The sequence below is a fragment of the Paraburkholderia sp. WC7.3g genome, from assembly GCF_050436345.1.
GTDB lineage: Bacteria > Pseudomonadota > Gammaproteobacteria > Burkholderiales > Burkholderiaceae > Paraburkholderia > Paraburkholderia podalyriae.
Genome location: NZ_JBNDMA010000004.1, coordinates 414,453 through 436,476 on the forward strand (window position 1 = coordinate 414,453; position 22,024 = coordinate 436,476).

General features: G+C 61.6%; 20 protein-coding genes and 2 pseudogenes. 8 read left to right on the forward strand and 14 right to left on the reverse strand.

The genetic code is table 11. The features are described from left to right. Positions 1–5 precede the first annotated feature (5 nt). On the forward strand, positions 6–1,136 hold the full coding sequence (locus OKW43_RS35230; RefSeq protein ID WP_429453026.1) for an MBL fold metallo-hydrolase: 1,131 nt from the start codon (positions 6–8) through the stop codon (positions 1,134–1,136). 69 nt (positions 1,137–1,205) lie between these two features. Here the strand turns inward: OKW43_RS35230 and OKW43_RS35235 are convergent, their stop codons facing one another. Next, complete coding sequence (locus tag OKW43_RS35235) at positions 1,206–2,057, reverse strand: LysR substrate-binding domain-containing protein (protein ID WP_187633698.1); 852 nt, start codon at positions 2,055–2,057, stop codon at positions 1,206–1,208. 108 nt (positions 2,058–2,165) lie between these two features. Between OKW43_RS35235 and OKW43_RS35240 the strand changes: the two genes are divergently transcribed. Next, on the forward strand, positions 2,166–3,029 hold the full coding sequence (locus OKW43_RS35240; RefSeq protein ID WP_429453028.1) for an alpha/beta fold hydrolase: 864 nt from the start codon (positions 2,166–2,168) through the stop codon (positions 3,027–3,029). Between the two features lie 60 nt (positions 3,030–3,089). Here OKW43_RS35240 and OKW43_RS35245 read toward each other — a convergent pair whose 3' ends face one another. Beyond that, positions 3,090–3,476, reverse strand: a complete 387-nt coding sequence (locus OKW43_RS35245) for a winged helix-turn-helix domain-containing protein (RefSeq protein WP_429453030.1) — start codon at positions 3,474–3,476, stop codon at positions 3,090–3,092. Positions 3,477–3,585: 109 nt separating this feature from the next. Between OKW43_RS35245 and OKW43_RS35250 the strand changes: the two genes are divergently transcribed. Next, positions 3,586–3,963, forward strand: coding sequence for a DUF3022 domain-containing protein (locus OKW43_RS35250; RefSeq protein ID WP_187633696.1), 378 nt, complete (start codon positions 3,586–3,588; stop codon positions 3,961–3,963). A 508-nt stretch (positions 3,964–4,471) separates the two neighbouring features. Here the strand turns inward: OKW43_RS35250 and OKW43_RS35255 are convergent. Both OKW43_RS35255 and phbB read right to left on the reverse strand, forming a co-directional pair. Next, positions 4,472–4,738 carry a hypothetical protein gene (locus OKW43_RS35255; protein ID WP_187633695.1) on the reverse strand — a complete coding sequence of 89 codons (267 nt, stop codon included), beginning with the start codon at positions 4,736–4,738 and terminating at the stop codon, positions 4,472–4,474. A gap of 303 nt (positions 4,739–5,041) precedes the next feature. Further along, positions 5,042–5,785 (reverse strand): acetoacetyl-CoA reductase, encoded by a 744-nt coding sequence (phbB, locus tag OKW43_RS35260; RefSeq protein ID WP_187633694.1) that lies wholly within the window; start codon positions 5,783–5,785, stop codon positions 5,042–5,044. A gap of 126 nt (positions 5,786–5,911) precedes the next feature. Here phbB and OKW43_RS35265 point away from each other — a divergent pair, with 126 nt between their 5' ends. Beyond that, positions 5,912–6,187 carry a hypothetical protein gene (locus OKW43_RS35265; protein WP_429453033.1) on the forward strand — a complete coding sequence of 92 codons (276 nt, stop codon included), beginning with the start codon at positions 5,912–5,914 and terminating at the stop codon, positions 6,185–6,187. A 700-nt stretch (positions 6,188–6,887) separates the two neighbouring features. Here OKW43_RS35265 and OKW43_RS35270 read toward each other — a convergent pair. The 3 genes and pseudogenes from OKW43_RS35270 to OKW43_RS35280 form a co-directional block, all read right to left on the reverse strand. Further along, positions 6,888–7,727: a phosphatidylinositol-specific phospholipase C gene (locus OKW43_RS35270; protein ID WP_187633693.1), complete on the reverse strand. Its 840-nt coding sequence runs from the start codon at positions 7,725–7,727 to the stop codon at positions 6,888–6,890. 102 nt (positions 7,728–7,829) lie between these two features. After that, positions 7,830–8,591: pseudogene (locus OKW43_RS35275) on the reverse strand (carbohydrate ABC transporter permease); the annotation flags it as partial. Beyond that, positions 8,584–9,300 (reverse strand): annotated as a pseudogene (locus OKW43_RS35280) (extracellular solute-binding protein); the annotation flags it as partial. The pseudogenes OKW43_RS35275 and OKW43_RS35280, both read right to left, overlap by 8 nt. 310 nt (positions 9,301–9,610) lie before the next feature. On the opposite strand from OKW43_RS35280, the gene OKW43_RS35285 reads away from it, so the two are divergent. Beyond that, positions 9,611–10,528, forward strand: a complete 918-nt coding sequence (locus OKW43_RS35285) for a class I SAM-dependent methyltransferase (RefSeq protein WP_187633692.1) — start codon at positions 9,611–9,613, stop codon at positions 10,526–10,528. Positions 10,529–10,574: 46 nt separating this feature from the next. On the opposite strand, the gene OKW43_RS35290 is transcribed toward OKW43_RS35285, so the two are convergent. The 3 genes from OKW43_RS35290 to OKW43_RS35300 all read right to left on the reverse strand — a co-directional run bounded on the left by OKW43_RS35290 (position 10,575) and on the right by OKW43_RS35300 (position 14,881). Further along, positions 10,575–12,128, reverse strand: a complete 1,554-nt coding sequence (locus tag OKW43_RS35290; protein ID WP_187633691.1) for a methyl-accepting chemotaxis protein — start codon at positions 12,126–12,128, stop codon at positions 10,575–10,577. Between the two features lie 79 nt (positions 12,129–12,207). Beyond that, on the reverse strand, positions 12,208–13,566 hold the full coding sequence (locus tag OKW43_RS35295; RefSeq protein ID WP_429453036.1) for a dicarboxylate/amino acid:cation symporter: 1,359 nt from the start codon (positions 13,564–13,566) through the stop codon (positions 12,208–12,210). 148 nt (positions 13,567–13,714) lie between these two features. After that, positions 13,715–14,881: a mandelate racemase/muconate lactonizing enzyme family protein gene (locus OKW43_RS35300; RefSeq protein WP_429453038.1), complete on the reverse strand. Its 1,167-nt coding sequence runs from the start codon at positions 14,879–14,881 to the stop codon at positions 13,715–13,717. Positions 14,882–15,060: 179 nt separating this feature from the next. Between OKW43_RS35300 and OKW43_RS35305 the strand changes: the two genes are divergently transcribed. Then, positions 15,061–15,951 carry a LysR substrate-binding domain-containing protein gene (locus tag OKW43_RS35305; protein WP_429454726.1) on the forward strand — a complete coding sequence of 297 codons (891 nt, stop codon included), beginning with the start codon at positions 15,061–15,063 and terminating at the stop codon, positions 15,949–15,951. 57 nt (positions 15,952–16,008) lie between these two features. On the opposite strand, the gene OKW43_RS35310 is transcribed toward OKW43_RS35305, so the two are convergent. From OKW43_RS35310 to OKW43_RS35320, 3 genes are all read right to left on the reverse strand, one after another. Beyond that, positions 16,009–16,854 (reverse strand): GNAT family N-acetyltransferase, encoded by an 846-nt coding sequence (locus OKW43_RS35310; protein WP_429453040.1) that lies wholly within the window; start codon positions 16,852–16,854, stop codon positions 16,009–16,011. A gap of 23 nt (positions 16,855–16,877) precedes the next feature. Beyond that, positions 16,878–17,207: a hypothetical protein gene (locus tag OKW43_RS35315; protein ID WP_187633687.1), complete on the reverse strand. Its 330-nt coding sequence runs from the start codon at positions 17,205–17,207 to the stop codon at positions 16,878–16,880. Positions 17,208–17,298: 91 nt separating this feature from the next. Continuing rightward, positions 17,299–18,606 (reverse strand): tryptophan leader peptide, encoded by a 1,308-nt coding sequence (locus tag OKW43_RS35320; protein ID WP_187633686.1) that lies wholly within the window; start codon positions 18,604–18,606, stop codon positions 17,299–17,301. A gap of 291 nt (positions 18,607–18,897) precedes the next feature. Here OKW43_RS35320 and OKW43_RS35325 point away from each other — a divergent pair, with 291 nt between their 5' ends. Then, the gene (locus OKW43_RS35325; RefSeq protein WP_187633685.1) at positions 18,898–19,383 is read left to right on the forward strand and encodes an adenosine-specific kinase; all 486 of its coding nucleotides are present in this window, start codon (positions 18,898–18,900) and stop codon (positions 19,381–19,383) included. Positions 19,384–19,434: 51 nt separating this feature from the next. Then, positions 19,435–20,337: an ATP adenylyltransferase family protein gene (locus OKW43_RS35330; RefSeq protein ID WP_429453043.1), complete on the forward strand. Its 903-nt coding sequence runs from the start codon at positions 19,435–19,437 to the stop codon at positions 20,335–20,337. A gap of 28 nt (positions 20,338–20,365) precedes the next feature. On the opposite strand, the gene OKW43_RS35335 is transcribed toward OKW43_RS35330, so the two are convergent. Then, a complete protein-coding gene (locus OKW43_RS35335; protein ID WP_429453045.1) occupies positions 20,366–22,018 on the reverse strand; it encodes an FAD-dependent oxidoreductase in 1,653 nt (550 codons plus the stop codon). Between the last annotated feature and the right edge of the window lie 6 nt (positions 22,019–22,024).

Here is a 22,024-nt window from a genome sequence, read left to right on the forward strand (position 1 = left end):
ACTTCATGATGTCGCTTCCCGCCCTTGTCCGCCGAATGCTCGGCGTGAGCGCCGCGCAACGCAGCCGCGCGATGTTCAGCCTGTCGCCGCAGCATGACGGCGAACGCTTCCAGAACGTCAAGCCGCGTCCCGCGGAAAGCTTGCGCAAGACGCTCGGCCTCGCGTGGACGGTGCTGTTCAACAAACCGCGCGGCACCGCGCCGACCGACGCATTGCCCGTCGAAACGCTGACGCGCGCGCAACTCGATGCGGCGCCCGACCGCAGCCTGTATCGGCTCGGTCATTCGACGATGCTGTTGAAGTTGCGCGGCAAGTTCTGGCTGACCGATCCCGTGTTCGCCGAGCGGGCGTCTCCATTCCGCAATCTGGGTCCGAAGCGCTTTCATGCGCCGCCGATCTCGCTCGACGATTTGCCACCGCTGCGCGGCGTGATCCTGTCGCACGATCACTATGACCATCTCGATCGCGAGACCGTCCTCATGCTGGCGCAGCGTACGGAGGTATTTCTGACGCCACTCGGCGTCGGCGACCGGCTCATCGAATGGGGTATCGACGCGGCGAAGGTGCGGCAGTTCGACTGGTGGCAGGGCACGCAGGTCGACGGCATCGAGTTCACCGCGACGCCCGCGCAGCACTTCTCCGGGCGCAGCCTGTTCGACGGCAACCGCACGTTGTGGGCGTCGTGGGTGATCGTCGATCGCGATTTGCGCGTTTTCTTCAGCGGCGACACTGGCTACTTCGATGGTTTCAGCGTGATCGGCGAGCGCCTCGGACCCTTCGACGTCACGTTGATCGAAACCGGCGCGTACGACGCGATGTGGCCATACGTTCATATGCAGCCCGAAGAAACCGTGCAGGCGCATATCGACCTGCGCGGCCGCTGGCTCGTGCCGATTCATAACGGCACCTTCGACCTCGCGATGCATCGCTGGCAGGAGCCGTTCGAAAGGGTGACAGGGCTGGCGCTTGCGCGCGGCGTCGCGCTGTCGACACCGCGCATGGGCGAGCGGCTCGATCTGAGCGCGGTGCATCGCGGCGAACGCTGGTGGCGCGACGTCGCGCAAACCGTTGCCGCGCCGAAAGCGTCGTGGCGGATCTGCGCGTCGCGCGAGGTCGGGGGAGGGGAGTCTTCCTGAGGTCGACAGGGCATCACGTCGACGGCTGGGACGTGGCGTTCTATGCGGACCGCTGCGTTGATCCCCGGGTCAATTCTTCAGGTCGGCGAGAATGCGTTCCGCGAGAAAGTCGCATGGAGGCCGTTTAGAAGCGGCACTTCGCGCCAGCACGACTTCGAGCGTGCCGATTTCCGGCAGGCCGTTCGCGGCCCCCAGCAGCGAGAAGTGAGCCGGTACCGCGCATTTGGCCAGAGGTGTCACAGCGAGTCCGGCCTCGGCCATCGTCAGCAGACCGAGCAGACTCGGACTTTCATACGACGTTCGATACGGGATGCGCGCGCGTTCCAGACTCCGTATGGCTTTCTCCCGCGCGACGCTACCGGGCAAAAACACCGCGATGGGCAAGGGCCTTTCGCGCCAGATCTCGGTCGCGCCTGGCGCGGCGGCCCAGACCATCGGCTCGTGACGCAGGAACTCGCCGTGCAACCCTTTCACGCGCGTCGCGCAGACGAGATCGACTGTGCCGTCCTTCAACATGGGCTCGAGAGCAACGCTTGGCAGCCCCACCACCTGAATCTCCACCTTCGGATAGGTCGCCGAAAATTTCTTGAGGATGGGTGGGAACAGTGACGTCGCATAGTCGTCCGGTACGCCGATGACCACGCGTCCGGTCACGTCGGGCCGTACCACCGCTGCCCACGCTTCATCGCGCAGCGCGATCATCCGTCGTGCGTAGGTCAACAGCATTTCGCCGTCCTGCGTCGGCACCACACTGCGGGGCTTGCGAACGAACAGAGCCTTGCCGAGCGCCGTCTCGAGCGTCTTGATCTGCATGCTCACCGCCGATTGCGAGCGATGCACGAGCTGGGCCGCACGGCTGATCGTGCCGGCGTCCGCGACCGCGATGATCATCGACAGCACGTCCAGATCGAGCGCTTTCATTTCCGTTGCCATGATCATTGATATCAGAAAAGTAGATCGATTCCATCAATATTATGCGATTTTCTTTTGCGAGCACACCATCGATAGTGGCGCCAAAGGAGCACTGTGATGAATGCACGTACCAGCCCATCGATTCTGGCCTCGGCCTTTGGCGCGTCTGCGCCATCGTTTGTGACCACCGCATCGAGTCTTGCCATACCGTATGTCGAGCGCGGGCGTGGCGAGCCGATGGTGTTCGTGCACGGTTCGCTTTGTGACTATCGCTATTGGGACGCCCAGATGGCTTCCTTGTCCGGCCAGTTTCGCTGCTTCGCGCCTAGCCTCAGCCATTACTGGCCCGAGGTCGATGCGTTTGGACGCGGCGAGTTCAGCTGGGAGGCGCACGTCGAGGAGATTGCCGGATTCATCACCGCGCTCGACCTCGCTCCCGTTCATCTGGTCGGTCACTCGCGGGGTGGGTGCGTGGCGTTCCATCTGGCGCGCGACTATCCGCGCCTCGTGAAAACGCTGACGCTAGCCGATCCCGGCGGCCCGCTGCAAACCGAATCCAGGGGGCAGCCCGCGTTCATGCCGCCGGCGACCAACGTGTTGCGCGCACGTGTCGCGGAACTGATCGAGCGGGGGGAGTTCGACGCCGGCTTGTCGATGTTCGTGGACTCCGTGAGCATGCCGGGGTTCTGGAACAAAAGCCCGGAGAGCTTTCGTCGCATGGCGCTCGACAACGCGCTCACGCTGCCGAAGCAGTTGCTCGATCCGCTTCCCGCCTATACGCCGGAAGCCGCGCGCGACATCAGGTGTCGTACCTTGTTGATCGATGGCCAGAAAAGTCCGCGCATGTTCCGCAATACGGTGGACAAGCTGGAACAGTGGATCGAGTTTGCCGAACGCGAAACGATCGACGGCGCATCGCATGGAATGAATGTCGCGAGGCCGGATGCATTCAACAGGGCGGTCGCGCGTATCGCGGCGTAGCCCGACTGACATCAGGGAGCTCTGCGGCGGGTACGCTGCCCTGTTCACGCACCTCATTGCTCAATTCGAGCACGCGCAGAAAGAAGGTGTTATGCGATTCGACTGCAGCACGAACGTGCCGCTGCCAACCGTCTGCCGGATGAGCCCGCGCTCTTTCAAATCGGCGAGTACTCGCCGGAGGGCGCCGCTCGAAGCGCCGAATTCCTCGCTCAGATCGGGTTCGGGCGGCAGGCGCACGCCTTCGAGGAAGCGTCCGCTGCGAATCGCTTGTTGCAGATAGCTGGCGAGTTCCCGTGCTCCTTTCGCCCTGACTGTCAGCCTTGTATCGACGTCGCTCATACCCAGTCCTGCTGTGCGGCAAAACAGAACCAATTGTTTCTTGTTTTTTGATCGGCGGCATCGGTACAAATTGCCTGGGCGAACGGCAGCCTTCGCGTGCGTCGACATGCTGCGTCTGTTCGATGAGGCAGCCATCGACAGCCGGACACGGTTCTTGCTCGCGTATCCATCAATTCGGCTTGACCCGTATCGGCCTCGACCCCAAGGAGGACCTTCAATGAAAGACATCGATCTGAACCAGCGCATCGAAGAAATCGAACTGGCTTTATCGACGCTATTCGAATCGCCGAAAGCGCCCGCGATCAGCGTCTATGACGACGGCCGGACATTCTTCATTCAGGCATCCTGGGTGACCGAGTCACATGGCGACACGACGCTGGATGCGCGATGCGTGCTGACGCTCCACTTCTCGGAGTCGCAGATTCAGCGTTACGCGCAGATGGACACGGCACAACGCATCGTCGTGCGCGAACGCCTTTGCCAAATGGTCCGGGATCGACTTGCGCCGGGAGGCATTGCGCTGCCATTGCAGGGGGACCGCGCCGAAGATCTGCATGTGGAGGATCGGCTGCTGGATGTCGACGATCCGCTCTGACTCATCGCGGACGGCGTTCGTCCGCGACTTGCTCGCGAATATCCTCAATGGGGCGAGATCGAAACCGTGACTAGCATGATTCTTCACTCGGGACCGGAGGAGGGAGCGACTCGAGCAGCTTCGCCAGCCTCGCCTGCTGCTGCGGAGTCAGTCCCTGTGTAGCGCTCACCTGCTGCACGCGCGCGCGCCAGTAGGTCCGGCTGAACAATGAACCCGCACCATCGGAGGACAGGATCCGTTCAAGATGGGAAATCGCATCTCCGGCGGTCAGGGGTGTATAAGGGCTCTCCATGTCCTGGGGCCCTTTCTTGATTGTTGTTTTCATCCACTTCTCTCAGGTGGTGACCGGTTAGGTCCGGTCGTGTACGTTCGACTTCAGTTGGCCAGTCTGTGCCAAACAACCAATGCAAGGCGCGTTCGCCCGCCAGCTAGCTGGCGGGCGATCAAGCGTGACGCGGGCCGGCCGACGTAGCGACGCGACCCATCGCAAGCGGCACGGCCCCGGTGTTTAGCAAAGCTCCGCGGCGGCCACCCACGACATCGTCTCGAACTGACTGAGAACGGTGGACAGCGATCCGGAGAACCTGTCGGCAAACGCTATCGTCATGTCTTCGACATCACGTTTGCGGCTGGACGTGAACCGGACGTGCTCGATGGCATCGGCGACTGGCATCAACACCTGCCAGACCGCGGCAACCCGCATGTCGCCGCGCCTCGTACGAACCGTGATCTGATGGCCTGTGGCCTTTAATTGTCCGGGATTTTCCGGTGTCATTCTGCAGCCCTCTCGATGTATCTGATTTGTTATTGGCACGGACGATGCACTCACATCCGCCCGCGCGGTCGATGCCACCACTCGTGATGATCCAGATGTCGTAGCAGTCTTGCCCGTCTGCGCTCACGGCGATAGTGATCAATCACCATAAGCATTGCGATGCTGAGGGCCGAGCCCCCAATGATCAGGCCCATCCAGGTTTCACTCATGACACGTTCCTCTCTCATGGAAGCACAGGGGTGTTGCGTGAATGGTTCGCGCTGGCTCGTCCGATTCCGGAGCGTGCCCGCGCGGTGCGTCGCGTTACTGCATATGCTGGCCACCGTTGATCGCGATATTGGAGCCGGTCACGAAGCCGGCATCCTCCGAGCACAGATAGAGCACGAGCGCCGCGACTTCCTCGGGCTTGCCCAGACGTCCCATCGGAATATGCGGCAGGACCTTCGTATCGAGGATCTCCTGCGGAATCGCGGTGACCATCTTCGTGGCCAGGTAGCCCGGCGAAATCGTGTTGACCGTGACCCCTTTGCGCGCCACTTCCAGCGCTAGCGACTTGGTAAAGCCGTGCATGCCAGCCTTGGCCGCGGCGTAGTTGGTCTGGCCGACCGAGCCTTTGGAGCCGTTGACGGACGAAATATTGACGATGCGCCCCCAGCCTCGTGCGACCATCTCTTCGCACAGCGGTTTGGTCATGTTGAAGACCGAATCCAGATTAGTGCGGATGACCGCGTCCCAGTTGACCTTGTCCATCTTCCGGAGTGTCATGTCCTGGGTGATGCCCGCGTTGTTGATCAGGATGTCAACGGGGCCGACTTCGGCCCGAATCGTGGCCGCGCAACGCTGGCATGAGTCGTAGTCGGCCACGTCGACCGGGTAAGCGCGAAAGCGCCGGCCCTGAGTTTCCATGTCTGCCAACCATTTGTCCGCGCCGGTGTTGTTCGGCGAGTGCGTGACTACCACCGCGTATCCGGCGTCGTGCAGTTTCGTACTGATCGCTTCTCCAAGGCCGCCCATGCCACCCGTTACTACTACGATTCGCTTCGTCATCCTTGCCATCCGTGATCGTAATGTCTGCGAGGATCATGAATATCCAATGGCCGTCTCGCATAACCCGCCATTGCTTTGCCACAACATGTTGCCGCCTCCAGCGTGATGGGAGGAACGGCTTCAGCATTGATCGAACTGCGCGGGTTTTTATGGCTTGTTGTATTGCGCGAATGGAGCCGGGTGCGTCAGCGAGCAGAGATATGCCGCGCCGGCGCACTGCTCAAAGTTCCGGATGCCCCGAATGATGCTTCCGGCCAGGAGGTCAGGCCGGCGAGTTTCTGTGCCCTTCAAACGCTTCGCTGGCGATCCCAAACGAAAATCGACCCATTCGTTCGGCAGAATTTCAGCAAATCTTCGGACGAAAGGCGTTCCATTGCTTCTCCTGGCGAAGGTCGTCATTAGTAAGACTAACTAAGCGCGCCAAACACAGTTTGGCCGGTGTTGCGCTGTGGTATTCAATGTTTCAACTCCTTACCTGTCATGAAATGACATGACGACAGGTTTTAGAGGGTTCATTCTAACTTCAAAATGTTAAATTTTCGAGACGGGACCCTAGGTAAATACCCTGGTTAAAAACTCCCTTGAGGAGGGAGTTGTCGCGCTAACGCGACGTTTGAATGCCCGCATGAAGGAAGCGGACGGCCCGCATAAGATGGCTGCGCTGTCCGGTTACTTCCCGGGGCACCCAATCTGTCATGGCGATGGCCCAATGACGTGACAGTACAGCGCATGCATCATTGCACTTTATGCAAGAGCTGACAATTCGGCCGACCCCTGCCTTCGGCATGCATGGTGAATGCGTGTCAACCGCGGTGAGAGCGCGCAAGCGTAAGATGGAAACGATCGATCGATGAGTTTCAAGGAGGCGCGATGAAGGCGGTGTGCCCGCTGCACGGGCCAACGACCATCGTCGGCACGAACGCGTACGGGTTTCCGGTGTATGCGTGTTGCCGCGACGACGTTCCTTATGTGGCGCCCCCGGACGCCTGTACGCGTGAACCTGCGCGGCGCGGGCAGGAATCGAGGCCGCAACCGCGGCAACCTCCGGCAAACAAGGAACCACGCTGATGTTTGCGGGCAATGTCATTCCCGCAACGAAGGGTTATCGGCTCCAGTTGCGGTCGATCAACGCGTGGACGAGACGCCAGCCGTTCCAGTCGCAAAAGTCGAGCATAAGGGTGCCGCATGGCTCCAACCGAGCCGCGAGACGCTCGGCAAGCTGCTCGTGAATACCGCGATGCTGCGTATCGCCAAACGCCACGACTGCCGGCGGTGCCGCCATCCCCGTGCCGCTGCAAAAGTTGATGACCCAGCGCACGTCGCACAAACCGGGGGCGAGTTCCAGCAGCGAATCGATCGCGCGCCATTTGTAAGCGATCGATGCCGGCACCGGCACGCGAAACTCGTCCTGGATGGTGAACGGCGCCGGCACATCGTCGATATCAAACGTCGCGTTGTCGGGCCAGTCCGTCAGGTCGATGCCGAGCGGCTGCTCGCTCGTGAAGCGCCGCAGTAGCACGATGCCCCCGCGTACCGCCTCCAGCTGCGGCAGTTCAGAAGCAAGGTGCCAGCGCACATCCGCGTGTCGTTGCACATACCACTCGAAGGTCGCGCTGAACGTGCGGGCGCAGTCATGCGCGGGCCATTCGTCCTTGACAGACATGACGATGCATTCGCCGGGGTGACGCGCGAGAAACTGGGCGCATGTCCGCACCACATCGTCGAAAGTCAGACCCAGCGGGATGCCGCCGTGATGAATCGCAAAGCGATCGCGCTGATGGCGGCAGCGGATGTCGAGGACCCGCACGCCATGGTGCAACTGATCGTCGAGCGTGGCCCGTTGCGTGCGCGCGAGCCGGTCATCGACCGAATAGGCGCAGGTGTCGTGGCTGCCCGGCAACGTCAGTGCGGACAGCGATCGGCTGCCATCGATGGCTGACATCCAGTCAGCCGGTGAAGCTGTGCGATTGGTCAGGGCAGGGTGCAAGAAAATCTCTGGATAGGCAAAGCGTCTGCTGCAACGGCGGCATGGAATTGGAGTCCGCTACTTCAATCCGCCCGAGAAGCCCTGCAGCAAATAGCGCTGCACATAACCCGCGAGCAGAAGCGTCGGCACCGACGAGATCACCCCTGCGCTCATCAGTTCACCCCAGTCGATGCCGTTCTCGGTGACGTAACCCGCCATTGCGAGCGGCAGCGTGAAATGACTCGGCGACGAGACGAACAGCAGCGCTAGCAGAAACTCGTTCCATGCAATGATGAACACGAAGATGGCGGTGGCGACGAGGCCCGGCGCGCACAGCGGCATCACGATGAAGACGATGCGCTGCGCGAGATTGGCGCCATCGAGCGCCGCCGCCTCTTCGAATTCGATCGGCACGTCGCGCACGAACGGCAGCAACATCCAGATCGCCATCGGCAACGCATACAGCTGGTACGCGAGTACGAGGCCGAACAGCGAATCGAGCAGATGTAGCCACTTGGCCAGCGAAAACAGCGGTACGGCCACCGTAATCGGCGGCATCAGCTTCAGTGCCAGCACGAGCATCAGGAACATCAGATCGAGTCGCGCCGGAAACGCAAGTCGCGCGAGGGCATAGGCGGCTGGAAAAGCCAGCGCGAGCGCGAGCAACGTCGCGCCCAGCGCGACCCACACCGAGTTCAGCACCGACTGCGCCATGCCGCTTTCCCACACCGCCGCGAAATGCTCGACCGTCGGCGCGGAAGGCCACAACGCAAGCGGATGAGCGAGGCGTTCCAGCGTCGGCGTGAAGGCCGCGCCAACCATCCATACGCACGGCAGCACCGTCGACGTCCTTCGGTGCCCACTTCTTCAGGGCGAGGAGCATCTTCAGCGCGGCGAGCGCTTGTGGCGAATCGATCGTGGCCTTGCCGTTCGTGTCGACGACTTCTCCGCCATAGGCCCAAAGGATCGGCAGAAAACCGGTGACGACGGGGTTGCCCTTCACACCGCGAAACACGACAGCCGAAACGTCCTTGTCGGCGGTACCGATGGTCTGGGCGATCTTCAGCACGTCGTCCCAGCTGCGCGGCGGCTGCAGGCCGCGACTCGCCAGCAGATCCTTGCGATAGGCGAACATCTCGACGTTGCCGACGACCGGCATCGCGTACAAGGTGCCCGTCGACGCGCGTCCGAGGGAGACCGTGGAAGTCACCATGTCGGCATCCGCGAGCGTGGCGGGCAGCGGCTGAAGCCATCCGTTGGCGATGAATTCGGGGGACCAGGTGTCGTCCATCCTCACCAGGTCATAGGCGCGCGTGTTTTCGCGCAACGAGAGCTTCAGCTTCTGATAGAGATCGTTGTTCGGCAGCTTCAGCAACTCGATATCGACGCCCGGGTGCTGTTTCTTGTAGCCGTCCACCGCCTGCGCGAGTCCGCGGCCGTAGATGTCGTCGCGGCCCGCGATCACGAGATCCGCGGCATGCGCGCCAGGCGCGGCGATGAACACGCAATCCGCGCGGAAGCAAGCGAACAGGGTAGTCCGCTGGATCATTGAAGCCATGGCTCTTGAATTCCTCTTGGGGGGAAAGGCGTATGCGTACGATGAGTCCAGAGCAACCCACCCCGCTTTATTTTCATCGCGCGTGGCGTCGCGAAAAATAGATGCCAGATTGCGGCAGCGGGATTTGAGCAACCTATCATGACGTACATGTGTCAGCAAGCAGCGTTGCCGCGTAATGTTCGAACCCGCACGCGGGCGTCATGCGCTTACCTGGACGTTCCGAATTCCATTCGTTAAGGACGTCTTCAGGTTCTGAAGCTATCATCCGCCGTATTTTTCACGATTGCCCGGAAACGCTATTTTGACGCCACCCACGAACGACGTAACTCACGACAACTGGTCGAAATGGATTCTGAGCCTGCGCCATGGCGACGATCGCGCGCATGAGGACAGCGTCCGCGTTGAGATCACCAGATACGCGGACCGCGTGCTGGATTTCGTTCGCCTTCGTTCCGGCATGACCTTGGCGGACATCGGGACGGGCGATGGTCTCGTGGGATTCCGGGCGATCGAACGAGCCGGCGCCTCGATCCGGGTGGTGATGACGGATATTTCCGCGCCGTTGCTCCGGCACACCCAACAGACCGCCGGCACCCTGGGTGTGAGCGGGCAGTGTACGTACATACACGGCTCCGCTGAGAACCTTGCGGGTATTGCCGACGAAGCCGTCGATGCAGCCACGATGCGCGCGGTTCTGGCGTATGTGGAAGACAAGCCCGCGGCCATGCGCGAGCTTTACCGCATACTCAAACCAGGTGGCCGCTTCGCCATCGCAGAGCCCATCCTGCGTGACGAAGCACTCGAGGTTTGCATGCTCAAGCGGTTGGTCGATACTCGCGCGATCCAGACCGATGACCCATTCTTTCCTCTGCTGCTCCGATGCCGCGCGGCCCAGTTTCCTGACACCGAGGAAAAGGCGCGCACGCTGCCCATCACGAACTATGGTGAGCGCGACCTTGTCCGATTCGCCATCGATGCGGGATTCACCGACATTCATCTGGAATTGCACATCGATGTGCGAACCGAGGACTGTCTGCGTTGGGAAACGTTTGTTCGTACTTCGCCTCACCCATTGGCGCCGACCCTGGAAGAGATCTTCGACAAGCAATTCACGCGCGACGAGCGAGAGTACCTCGAAGGTCGAATGCGGGCGATTTTCGAAAGCGGGAAGCAGCTCGGCGCGGCGCGCATCGCATACCTGACGGCGAAAAAGCCGTAGCTGGGCGGCGCGGGCGACAGACTTCTTTCCGCTTTGCACGCCGACTCTAACGGTCGGACATCGACGCAAAGCGGAATCGGCCAGCCGCCTTCGTCAACAGACCCGTCTGCTCGGTTAGCGACGCGGCCGCGGCGGCTGCCTGCTCCACGAGTGCGGCATTTTGCTGAGACATCTGGTCCATCTGCGTAATCGCGCGATTGACTTCCTCGATGCCATCGCTCTGTTCGGCCGAAGCCGTCGCGATGTCGCTCATGATCGACGTGACGCGGCTGACGGCCGTCTGTACTTCGCCCATGGCCTCACCGGCGCGACCGACCAGCCGCGAACCGTCGGCGACTCGCGCCGTCGACGCGTCGATCAGTTCCTTGATTTCTTTTGCCGCTGTCGCTGAGCGCTGGGCGAGATTGCGTACTTCGCCAGCCACCACGGCAAAACCACGCCCTTGCTCTCCGGCGCGAGCGGCTTCGACAGCAGCATTCAAGGCCAGGATGTTGGTCTGAAACGCGATGCCTTCGATTACGCCAATGATCTCGCCCATCCTCTTCGCGCCGTCCTGAATGTCGCTCATCGCGGCGATGACCTGACGCACCACCTGCGCGCCCGCGCCGGCCGTCGCATTCGTCGCGTCGGCCAGTTCGCGCGCTTCACGCGCGTGCGCCGCGTTCTCCGTGACAGCATTGGTGAGCTGTTCCATGCTCGCGGCTGTTTCCTCGATCGACGCGGCCTGCGTCTCGGTGCGCGACGACAGGTCCGCGTTGCCAGCCGAGATCTGCTGGGTCGCGGACGCGATCGATTCGCTGCCGCGTGCGATCTGTTCGATCATCGTGCCGATGTCCTTCTGCATCTGCCCGACGCTTGTGACGAGGCGACCCATTTCATCGGCACTGTCGAAGCGCAGTTCCTGCGACATGTCACCCTGAGCGAGTCGCTCGACATGGCGCACCGTCATGTCGATCGGGCGCGAGATTGCGCGAAGCAGCGTGAAGCCGCATGTGACGCAGGTTAGAAGACCGACGGCGATCGCGATTCCGGTAATGGTCGCAAGCATGTCGTACCGGTCCTGTGCCGCCGTGTAACGCGCGTTGCCCTGCTCGTTGCGAAACTTGTCCAGATTCGCGGATTTCTGCGTGAGAGCCGCCGACAGCGGTGGCATCACGACCATCGCATCGTGATCGGCGGCTTCATGATCGCCACGGCTCATCGCATCCATCATCGGTTCGAGTGCACCATGCAGCATCGCTTGGCGGGCGTCGGCCACAGCCTTCGACAAGGCAGCCTCTTCGTCGGAGACGGACAGTGCGCGGTACTCTTTCCAGGCCATCTCAGAGACCGCGAGATAGTTGCGCGCCTTATCGATGAGTGCGGCTCTATCCGATGCTTCCGGGTGCAACAGCACGCGGTCGAGCGTGGTGCGCACTATGGTCAGGTTCAGATTGGACCTGCCGAGCGCGGTCGCGGCAGCCACGTCGTTGGTGTACGCCTGCGCAACTGCCTGGTTGGAACCACGCATGCCGGCGATACCCAGCGCGCCGATCACCGTCAGCAGGAACCCGAGCAATGTGAGTGTGGCGAGAAGACGGAACTTGATGGTGAGTTTCATGCTGAATCCGGTGGAGTGAGATACCGTTGCATTAACGGCATCCAGCCCGAAAAGTGCAGCTCTATCGATGATGATTCGGCTAATGCGCGCTGGAACGCACGGCCGATTCGGTCGCCGTTGCCGACGTGACTGCCGGTTGCGCGGCTGCACCGGGGGTATGCAAGTAAGCCGGGCTCTCGCGATTCAGCACCGCGCGCGCCATGTCCCTGTCGAGTTGCCCCTCCCAGCGAGCGACGACGACGGTCGCAACGCCATTGCCGATCAGGTTCGTCACTGCGCGCGCCTCGTTGAGAAAGCGGTCGACGCCGAGCAGCAGCACGAGGCCTTCCACGGGAATCTTGTGCATCGAGGCTAGCGTCGCGGCCAGTGCAACGAATCCCGCCCCGGCCACGCCGGCAGAGCCCTTCGATGTGAGCAGAAGCACGCCGAGCACGAGAAACTGGTCCCACAGGCTCAGGTGGACGTTCATCGCCTGAGCGATGAACAAGGCCGCCATCGTCAGATAAATCGCCGTTCCATCGGCATTGAACGTGTAGCCGGTGGGCAACACCATGCCGACGACGGGGCGAGGGCAGCCCATCGCCTCCATCTTGATCAGCATCTGCGGCAACACCGCTTCGGTCGACGCAGTGCCGAGCGTAATGAGAATCTCGTCCCTGATGTAGCGGAGAAACTTCCACAGCGATAGCCCGCACAATTTCATCACGAGGCCAAGCACGACGAACACGAAGAAGAACGAAGTCAGATACAGACAAAGCATCAACTCGCCGAACGATGCCAACGTACCAATGCCGTATTTGCCAATGGTGAAGGCCATGCCCCCGAACGCGCCGATCGGAGCAACGTACATCACGATCCGCACGATGCCGAACATGCCTTGAAGGAACATGTCGAGCATGTCGACGAATGGGGCGGCACGGGGTCCGAGCTTTGCCAGCGAGATCGCAAGCAGCACGGAAAAGAAAATGATGGGAAGCATCTCGCCATTGGCGAATGCGCCGACGATGCTATTCGGAACGATGCTCATGAAGAAGTCGAGCATTCCGTGTTGCTGCGCCGCGTGCGTATAGGCCGAAATCGCAGCGGCATCGATTTGCGAGGGATCGATGTTCATTCCGCTGCCAGGTTTGATGACATTCACGACTACCATGCCCGCTATCAGCGCGACCGTCGATGCCAGTTCGAAATACAACAGGGCTTTCACGCCCACCCGCCCGGCCAGGTGGAGGTCGTTCATGCGCGCAATCCCGACCACGACCGACGCGAAAATGATCGGTGCAAGCAGCATCCGGATCAGCTTGATGAACAGGTCGCCCAGCGGCTTCATCTGTGAGGCGATATCGGGGTAGAAGTGGCCCAGCAGGACACCGGCCACGATCCCGATAAGGACCTGAACGTACAGCTTGGAAAGTGCTCTTGCTGCTTTCGATACTGGCATGTCTGTCTCCTGTGCGTGGCGTCTTCAAAGGGAAAAATGCGGCCTTCCCGCGCACGAGCGTGGGAAGGCCGCATTGCGCCGGCTTTGTTCCGTCCTGTTATGAACCATTCGACCGAAAACGTTTGTCGGTGCGGTTGAGGGGCGGGCGTTATTCGGCCAACTTGCGCATCTCGGCAATCAGGTCGGATTTGCCTTCGAAGCCGATGCCGGGCAGCTCCGGCATCGTGATATATCCGTTATCGACGCGAACGCCGTCCGGGAAGCCGCCATATGGCTGGAACAGGTCCGGGTACGATTCGTTGCCACCCAGTCCGAGGCCCGCCGCGATGTTGAGCGACATCTGGTGCCCGCCGTGGGGAATGCAACGGCTCCTCGACCAGCCATGCTGATGCAGCATGTCGAGCGTTCGCAGATATTCGACGAGCCCATAGCTCAACGCGCAATCGAATTGCAGCCAGTCACGATCGGCGCGCATACCGCCGTAGCGGATCAGGTTGCGGGCATCCTGCATCGAGAACAGGTTTTCGCCGGTTGCCATCGGCTTGTCATAGTAGTTGCGCAGCGTTGCCTGCAACTCGAAATCGAGCGGGTCGCCCGCCTCTTCGTACCAGAACAGGTCGTACTGCGACAGGGCCTTCGCGTACCTGATCGCCGTATCGAGATCGAAGCGGCCATTGGCATCGACCGCGAGCTTCTGGCCGTCCTGCAGCACGCTCAGGATGGAGTCGATGCGCCGTAGGTCTTCGTCGAGCGAGGCGCCGCCGATTTTCTTCTTCACGACCGTGTAGCCCCGGTCGATGTAACTGCGCATTTCATCCTTGAGCTTTTCGTGGTCCTGGCCCGGATAGTAGTAACCACCCGCCGCGTAGACGAAGATCTTGCGGTTGGCCTGACCATTGCCGTACCGGTCCGCGAGGAGCTGGAACAGCGGTTTGCCGGCGATTTTCGCCACCGCGTCCCAGACGGCCATGTCGATCGTGCCGATGGCGACGGACCGCTCACCATGGCCACCGGGCTTCTCGTTGATGAACATCGTCGCCCAGATCTTGTGGGGATCCAGGTTGCCGCCGGCGTCATCGACGAGCGAGGCAGGGTCGGCCTCGAGCAGGCGCGGGACGAAACGCTCGCGCATCAGCTTGCCCTGGCCGTAACGGCCGTTCGAGTTGAAGCCGTAGCCGATCACCGGCTTGCCGTCGCGGATCACGTCCGTCACGACGGCGACAAGACTCAGGGTCATTTTGCTGAAGTCGATATAGGCGTTCCGGATCGGGGAACTGATCGGAACGGTTTTTTCGCGGATTTCAACGATTCTCACGCCACTGTCTCCAGAGATTTGAACAGTTATTGAGCCACCCCGGCTTCAATGTGGTGCCTAGCTTAGTCGCGATAGAGCTTGTTAGAATTCACCTACGTTCACTACATATTTCACTCCAAGTGAGTAATGCTCCCGCCTCCGACTTTGAATTTTTCATTCTCCTTGCAAAACTCAGAAGCATGTCCGGCGCCGCACGGGCGCTGGATCTCAGTCCGCCCGCGGCGACCAAGCGGCTGGGGATCATCGAGCAGCGGCTCGGCGCGCGTCTGGTCAACCGGACCACGCGTAGCGTCAGCCTGACGCCCGAGGGAGAGACTTATCTGCGCTATGCGTCCCAGATCGTCGGGCAGGTCCGCGAGATGGAGGAGGCCATATCCGGCGCTGGACGCGATCCGCATGGGCCGTTGCGCATCAACGCGACGCTAGGCTTTGGCAGGACGACCATTGCACCGCTCGTCTCTGACTTCGCGAAGCGTTTTCCGAATGTCGAAGTTCAGTTCGAGGTGACAGACCGGCCGGTCGATCTGGTCGAAGGCGCTTTCGACATGGCGATACGATTCGGCGAGCTACCCGACAGTCGCCTGAGCGCGAGGCGCATCATGAGCAATCGCCGTTTTCTTTGCGCATCCCCGAAATATCTGGAACGGTTTGGCACGCCCGAGCGCGTGGAGGATCTGCATCAGCATCGCTGCATCATTCATCGGCAGAACGATGATGCCTATGGCGTGTGGCGCTACATCGTGAACGACCACATCGAGGCGATCAAGGTCAAGGGCGCGCTATCGAGCAATGATGGCGACATTGCCCTTCGGTGGGCGCTCGACGGTCATGGGATTCTGATTCGCTCTGAATGGGATCTGGCCAAGTATGTGCAGAGCGGGCGCCTTAAGCTGGTGCTGCCGAATACCGTGCTCCCGTCGGCGGATCTATTCGTCTATTACCCCAGGCAGCGCAATCAGACGGCGCGGGCGCGAGCCTTCATCGATTTTCTCGTCGATCATTTTCAGGCGCCGTTCACACCGGTCGACGCTACCGTCGAAGTTTCGGAGAGGAAGAAGAGGGCAAAGTGAACGACGAGACGGTCAATCGCGTTCCGACCATTTTTTTCAGCACCTTGAACTTTGCAGTCAACCTAGTTCGAACGAACTCACCCCGAACACACGTTGCACGGGAATCGCCGGCGCGGCGCGAGTGTACATTCGCGCCGTTTCGAACGCGCTAACCATGCCATTGCGTTCAGCGAGCGCTACGGCGGCGGCGTTGATCTCCGGGACGTCCAACGTGATGACTTCGCCTGCGACGTTCGCGGCCAGTCCGTCGAACAGATCGTTGGCAATCTGTGCGTCGTCGGCAAAAAGCGGACCGATCTTGTAGCCGGTTCTGCAACGGCGCAGCACGCCGTATCCTCTTATCCGGGCGTCCCGCACATCCGCGAGAGCCAACGCCTGTGGTTGCGCAATCCAGTCCGCAAGGAACCGGGAACGGCCGGTCGAAAAACATGCGCTGTCGTAGGCGACCAGTTGCGCGAAGGGTACATCCCGCGCGTTCGTCAGGTTTGGCGTCGCCGCGGCTCGCACCACACCCTGGAAGCGGATGTTGCGATACGCGAGCTGGAAGCCGGATTTTTTATAGTTCTGCTGCTGTGCAACGACACCGTCCAGGCCAATCGTACGATCGCCCAGATAGCGCATGGCGTGCTGCCAGATGCGCAGACCGAAACCCCTCGAGCGATACGCCGGCTTGACGATATAGAGGCCAATGAAACCGAAGCGCTCATCGTAGGCGACTGCCGAGATGCAGGCCACTGGTTCTGCGCGCCAGGTACCGACGAAAAAGCCATTGGGGTCCGCATTCCTGAAGCATCGCGCGTCGTGCCGGCCTGGGTTCCACCCCTCCGCCGCAGCCCATTCGATCGCCAGATCGACCTCGCTGGACGACATGTTGCGCACAAGGAAATCGCTACGATCATCCATGATGACGTGATTGGCTACAAGGTCTACGCAGGTGTGAAGACGACAGCTCCATGCTCGGCAACTTGCGCGAAGGTCCGAACGAAGCGGTAGGACTGCCCTTCAATGATCAATTGATTGAGTCCCGACCGGGTGGCCTCCAGAAGCGCGCGGACCACGGTGTTCTGAATGGCCGCGCAGCTTGTCCAGTCGGCGTCTGGCTCGCCAGGATCACCAAGATAGACCTGGCAATTTTCGCGTTGCGAAAGCACTAAAATCAGGCTCTTTCCTTTGTCGAGCGAAAGTTCCAGGTATTTGGAGAGCGTAGCTACCGCCTCTGTCGCTACATCGAGCGGGTCGCGAGAGGAAGAATTCATAAGTGGCCTTTGTGGTCGTGCGTGGCATGAGGGTCGCCGGCAATCCGCGCTGGACCCAAAGGTAACAAAACACAGAACGCGGGGAAGATTATCAGTCCGGCGACTGCCCGGGCGCACTATCCAGAATGCGCAGCTTGTCGTCGATATCGGGAAGCTGACGGCCAGCCGCGCGAAGCTCGTTCACAAGCCGATGCGCAGTTGCACAACACTGCGCAAGCGTCTGATGCAGCCGTGGTTCGCCCCGCAGGCCTGTCACCGCCTTTTCCAATTCGGAGGGAGGCTCGCTTAGCAGGGCGGGCACGACCTCTTCTGGCGGAATCAGGGACCCGTGGCTCAAAAGCTGAGCGGTCCACTCGCATCCATACAGCAGCGTCCGTCGCTCAGCCCGTTTCGCTTCTTCCTGCTCCAGCGTCGCGAGACTGTGCCGGTTGTTGTGAAGCGAAGCGCGCCAGGTTGTGAGTATGTCGGCGCGCAACGCTGCGATTGCATTGCCGAGGGACGTACTCTGTCCGCCGACAACGAGCCGGCGTTCCTCGAGCCGGTCGACGTGGTCCCGGTATGCTTCGAGGAAGGGCTGCCAGTTCAACGGCAATTCGGTCGTCTCGGAGAATGAGCGGCCACGCTCATTAAGCTCGCTTCTGATGTCCTGAATGGCCTGAGCATCGGCAAGCCTTGCCTCATAGACGTTGTGAGCGGTCACCATCTGACGATGAAGCGCGAAAAGCGGATTGTTGTGGCGTCGTTGCAGGTGTCGCTCGGCAGCGCCGGGATGAGCGCTCCATCTCCAGTCGGGCAGCGATTTCGCGTCGAAGTCGACCGCGTCTATCATGGGCCGGAATACCGCCAGCCCTTCCTCCGTTGCATGGCGAAAACAGTCGGCCAGCTTGTAGTCATTGCCTTGCAGGTTGGCGCCTTCGGTTCCCGCATAAGGAGAGTCCGGTGCGAGCCGGAGGAAGGCTGTAGCGAGGAAAAACTCCGTCGGTAGCTCTACGGACAGATCCTCCAGCCTGAAGGTGCGCTGTCGAGCGGACAGGGCCTCGACAGAATGCGCCAGCCGGTTTGCGAGGTCGAGGAGCGAGTCGATCTTGTCACCGGACGACGGTTGCATCGCGTCGGCGAGCAGACACAAGGATTCACGCACCATTTTCGCCGCGATAGTGCCGTGCTTCTCGGCAAAAAGCCACAACCAGAGGGCCAGCTGATATCCCCGGACTCCATTTCGGCCGAGCGTTTCGACATCGGGCGTGAAGGTGATCCCAGGCGCGGCCCAGTTCGCAAACGGTGGCGAGTCGCTGCCCATGTACATATCCAGCAACTGCTTCAACGACTGATGCGTATCGCTCGGCCAGCTTCGCGTCTCGTCGTACCGCTTCTCGGTTTTCCACAGTTTCCAGGCCATCGTGAGCCTCGCAAGAGTGTGCGGGATACGCGTTGGTAAAGATACTTGCACACTCGGTGAGGGGCGTAAACCGGCGGTTGACCTTGTTGACTCGAAGAGCCCGCCGCGGCCCGACGGGTTTTAAAGCGGGTCAAAACGTGAAAGCGCCGCCCAACCCGGACGGCTGCTGACTGATGATGATGAACGTGCGGTGCGAAGGCGGCTCGTGGCCGGTCGAGGTTTCGCTCACGCGCAGTTAGTACTAGGCTAGAAGCCGGATCGGCGTTTTGCCGCGATCGAGCGAGGTCCACTATGCAATTGTCCGCCGTCAAGGTCGTCAAGCCCGAAGCGACCAACTTCATTCTCGGGCAAAGCCACTTCATCAAATCCGTCGAGGATATTCACGAGGCGATGGTCGGGACGGTGCCCGGCATCAAGTTCGGCCTCGCGTTCTGCGAGGCCTCGGGCAAGCGCCTCGTGCGCCGCTCCGGCACGGACGAAAGCCTCGTCGAGATGGCATGCCAGAACGCAACCAACGTCGGCGCGGGCCATGGCTTCTTCGTGTTTCTGGGCGACGGCTTTTTCCCCGTCAACGTACTGAACACGATCAAGGCTGTGCCCGAGGTCTGCCGCATCTTCTGCGCCACAGCGAATCCCGTCGAAGTGCTGATCGCTGAAACCGATCAGGGCCGCGGCATCGTCGGCGTGATCGATGGTTTTTCGCCGGTCGGCATCGAAAGCGCGGAAGACGTTCAATGGCGCAAGGATCTTTTGCGCACGATAGGGTACAAGCTGTAGCGGCTGCGCTTTCGCTCGCTTCTCGCGCGCCGCCGCGCCTGCCGACATCCTATGGAACAACAACGACGCCTGATTCCGGGTACGCTGTGGCCCGCCGTTCTGCGACAGACCGAACATGCACTGAGCTGCGGTGCACTGCAACCGATTCACACGCAACAGTCCGGGATCGGCAGCGGCGGCATCCGCTTTGTCGTGCGTCAGGTGTCGAGCCTGACGCGCAAGGAGCAGCAGCGCGAGCAAGCGCGAAAGCTTCAGACGCAACAGCGCCCTCACGCGAATCCATTTCTTCCCTACGAGCCCGATCTGTTCGTCGCCGATATCTCCGACACGCATGTCGCGTTGCTGAACAAGTTCAACGTGATCGATCATCATCTGCTGATCGTCACGCGCGAATTCGAACGGCAGGAAGCGCTGCTCGATCTTGCCGATTTCGAAGCGCTGCTGACGTGCATGGCTGAGTTCGACGGCATCGGTTTTTACAACGCGGGCACGCAAGCGGGCGCGAGCCAGCCGCACAAGCATCTGCAGATCGTACCGCTGCCGCTCGGGGAAACCGATCCGCCCGTGCCTATCGAGCCCTTGCTCAGTGCGCGCAAGCGCTTGTCGGGTCTGCCGTTTCGGCATGCGTTCGCACGCTTCGACGCGGATGAATGGCCGCGCGCGGATGCGGCCAAACGGGCGCTTTCCCGTTATCGCGCGCTGCTCGACGCGGCGGGTGTCGGCGCGGTCGAAATCGACCGTGCATCCTGCCACGCGACGCCCTACAACCTGCTCGTCACGCGGCGCTGGATGCTGCTGGTGCCGAGATCGCAAGAGCGTGTCGAAGGGGTCTCGGTGAACGCGCTCGGCTTTGCCGGTGCGCTCTTCGTGCGTGATGCGGCGCAGCGGGAGGTGATCGAAAGGCTCGGTCCGATGACGGTATTGGAACGCGTCGCGCTGCCTGCCAATATATAGCGCCGCGCGACACGATCGAGCGGCAGACTCACACGCGGTCCGACTGCAAGTACCTGTGCGCGAAAGCAATCGCCATGCTGCCCTCGCCGACGGCTGACGCGACGCGCTTCACAGGGCTCAGCCTTACATCGCCGCACGCGAACACGCCAGCGACGCTCGATTCAAGCAGGTAAGGATCGCGCTGATGCGACCAGCGTCCCGCCTTGACGACGTCGTCGCCGGTTAGAACATAGCCGCGCACATCGCGCGCGATTTCGGGCGGCAGCCATTCCGTCTGCGCATCCGCTCCGATGAAGACGAACAGACCGCCGCAGTCGTGCCGGCGGACTTCGTCGCTCGTCGAGTCGCGAATGTCGATGGCCGTCAGATGCGTTTCACCGTGCGCGGCGACGACCTCCGAGTGCAACCGCACCGCGACATTGGACTTACCCGCAAGCTGTTCGACGAGATAGCGCGACATACCCTTTTCGAGCGAGTCGCCGCGCACGACGAGCGTCACGCTGCGCGCATGATTGGCGAAGTACAACGCGGCCTGGCCGGCCGAATTGCCGCCGCCGATCAGATGGACATCGAGCCCGTGCGTCGCGCTCGCTTCGCTGCGCGCCGCGCCGTAGTAAATACCCTTGCCGATAAAGCGGTCGAAGCCGTCGATTGCAAGCCGCCGCCACGTGACGCCCGTCGCGAGAATGATCGTTCGAGCGTGCACGGCGTCGCCGTCATCGAGATGAATCTGCCGCGCTTGCACATCGATGCGCTCGACCGAGCGCGTCACCAGAATCTCCGCGCCGAGCCGCCGTGCCTGTTGCAGCGCGCGGCTCGCGAGTTCATCGCCGGAAACACCGTTGGGAAAGCCGAGGTAATTTTCGATGCGCGAGGACGTGCCCGCCTGTCCGCCCGGCGCCTCGCGCTCCAGCACCAGCGTGCGCAGACCTTCCGACGCGCCGTACACCGCGGCCGCGAGCCCCGCGGGTCCGCCGCCGATGATCGCGGTGTCGTATCCGGCATGACGCGGCTGGGTCTGAAGGCCGAGCAGTCCTGCCAGCTCGCGTGTCGCGGGTCGGCTCAGCACCGTGCCGTCGACGAGGCGCAAAGCGGGGCATTCGCTTTCCGTCGGACACGTGCCAGGCCAGCGCGCGGCAAGTTCGGGCGCATCCGGCGCCATCCAGTCGGCGCTGATCTGATTGCGGGCGAGGAACTGACGCAGAAGCGTGCACCTATTGTCCCAACGGCTGCCGACGATGGTCACGCGCACCTTCGGCGGCTCGGCGGAAAGGCTTTGCAGCCCGCCGATGCGTTCGCGCGCCAGCGCGCCCATCTTGAACGCCACGTCCGGCGATGCCGCCGCGAGCGCATAGTATTGCGGCGCATCGACGCGCATCACGCGCGAAGGCTCGGCCGCGCGATACGCGCCAGGAAACGGCGAACTCAGCGCAAGCGGCACTTCGCCGAAGATCGTGCCGGGCAGACGCCAGCCCAAGGTTCGCTCGATGCCGTCGAAAGACTTGATGACTTCCATCTTGCCCGACAGCACGGCGTATAGCGCTCGCTCGCCGCCTTCATGGACGGCGAACTCGCCCGCGCACAAATGCAGGTCGGCGCATATGTGCGCGAGGTCCTCCAGTTCGCTGTCGGGGAGAGTCGAGAACAGCGGCACAGCGCGGATGTCGTCGATCGTCAGCATGGCTTC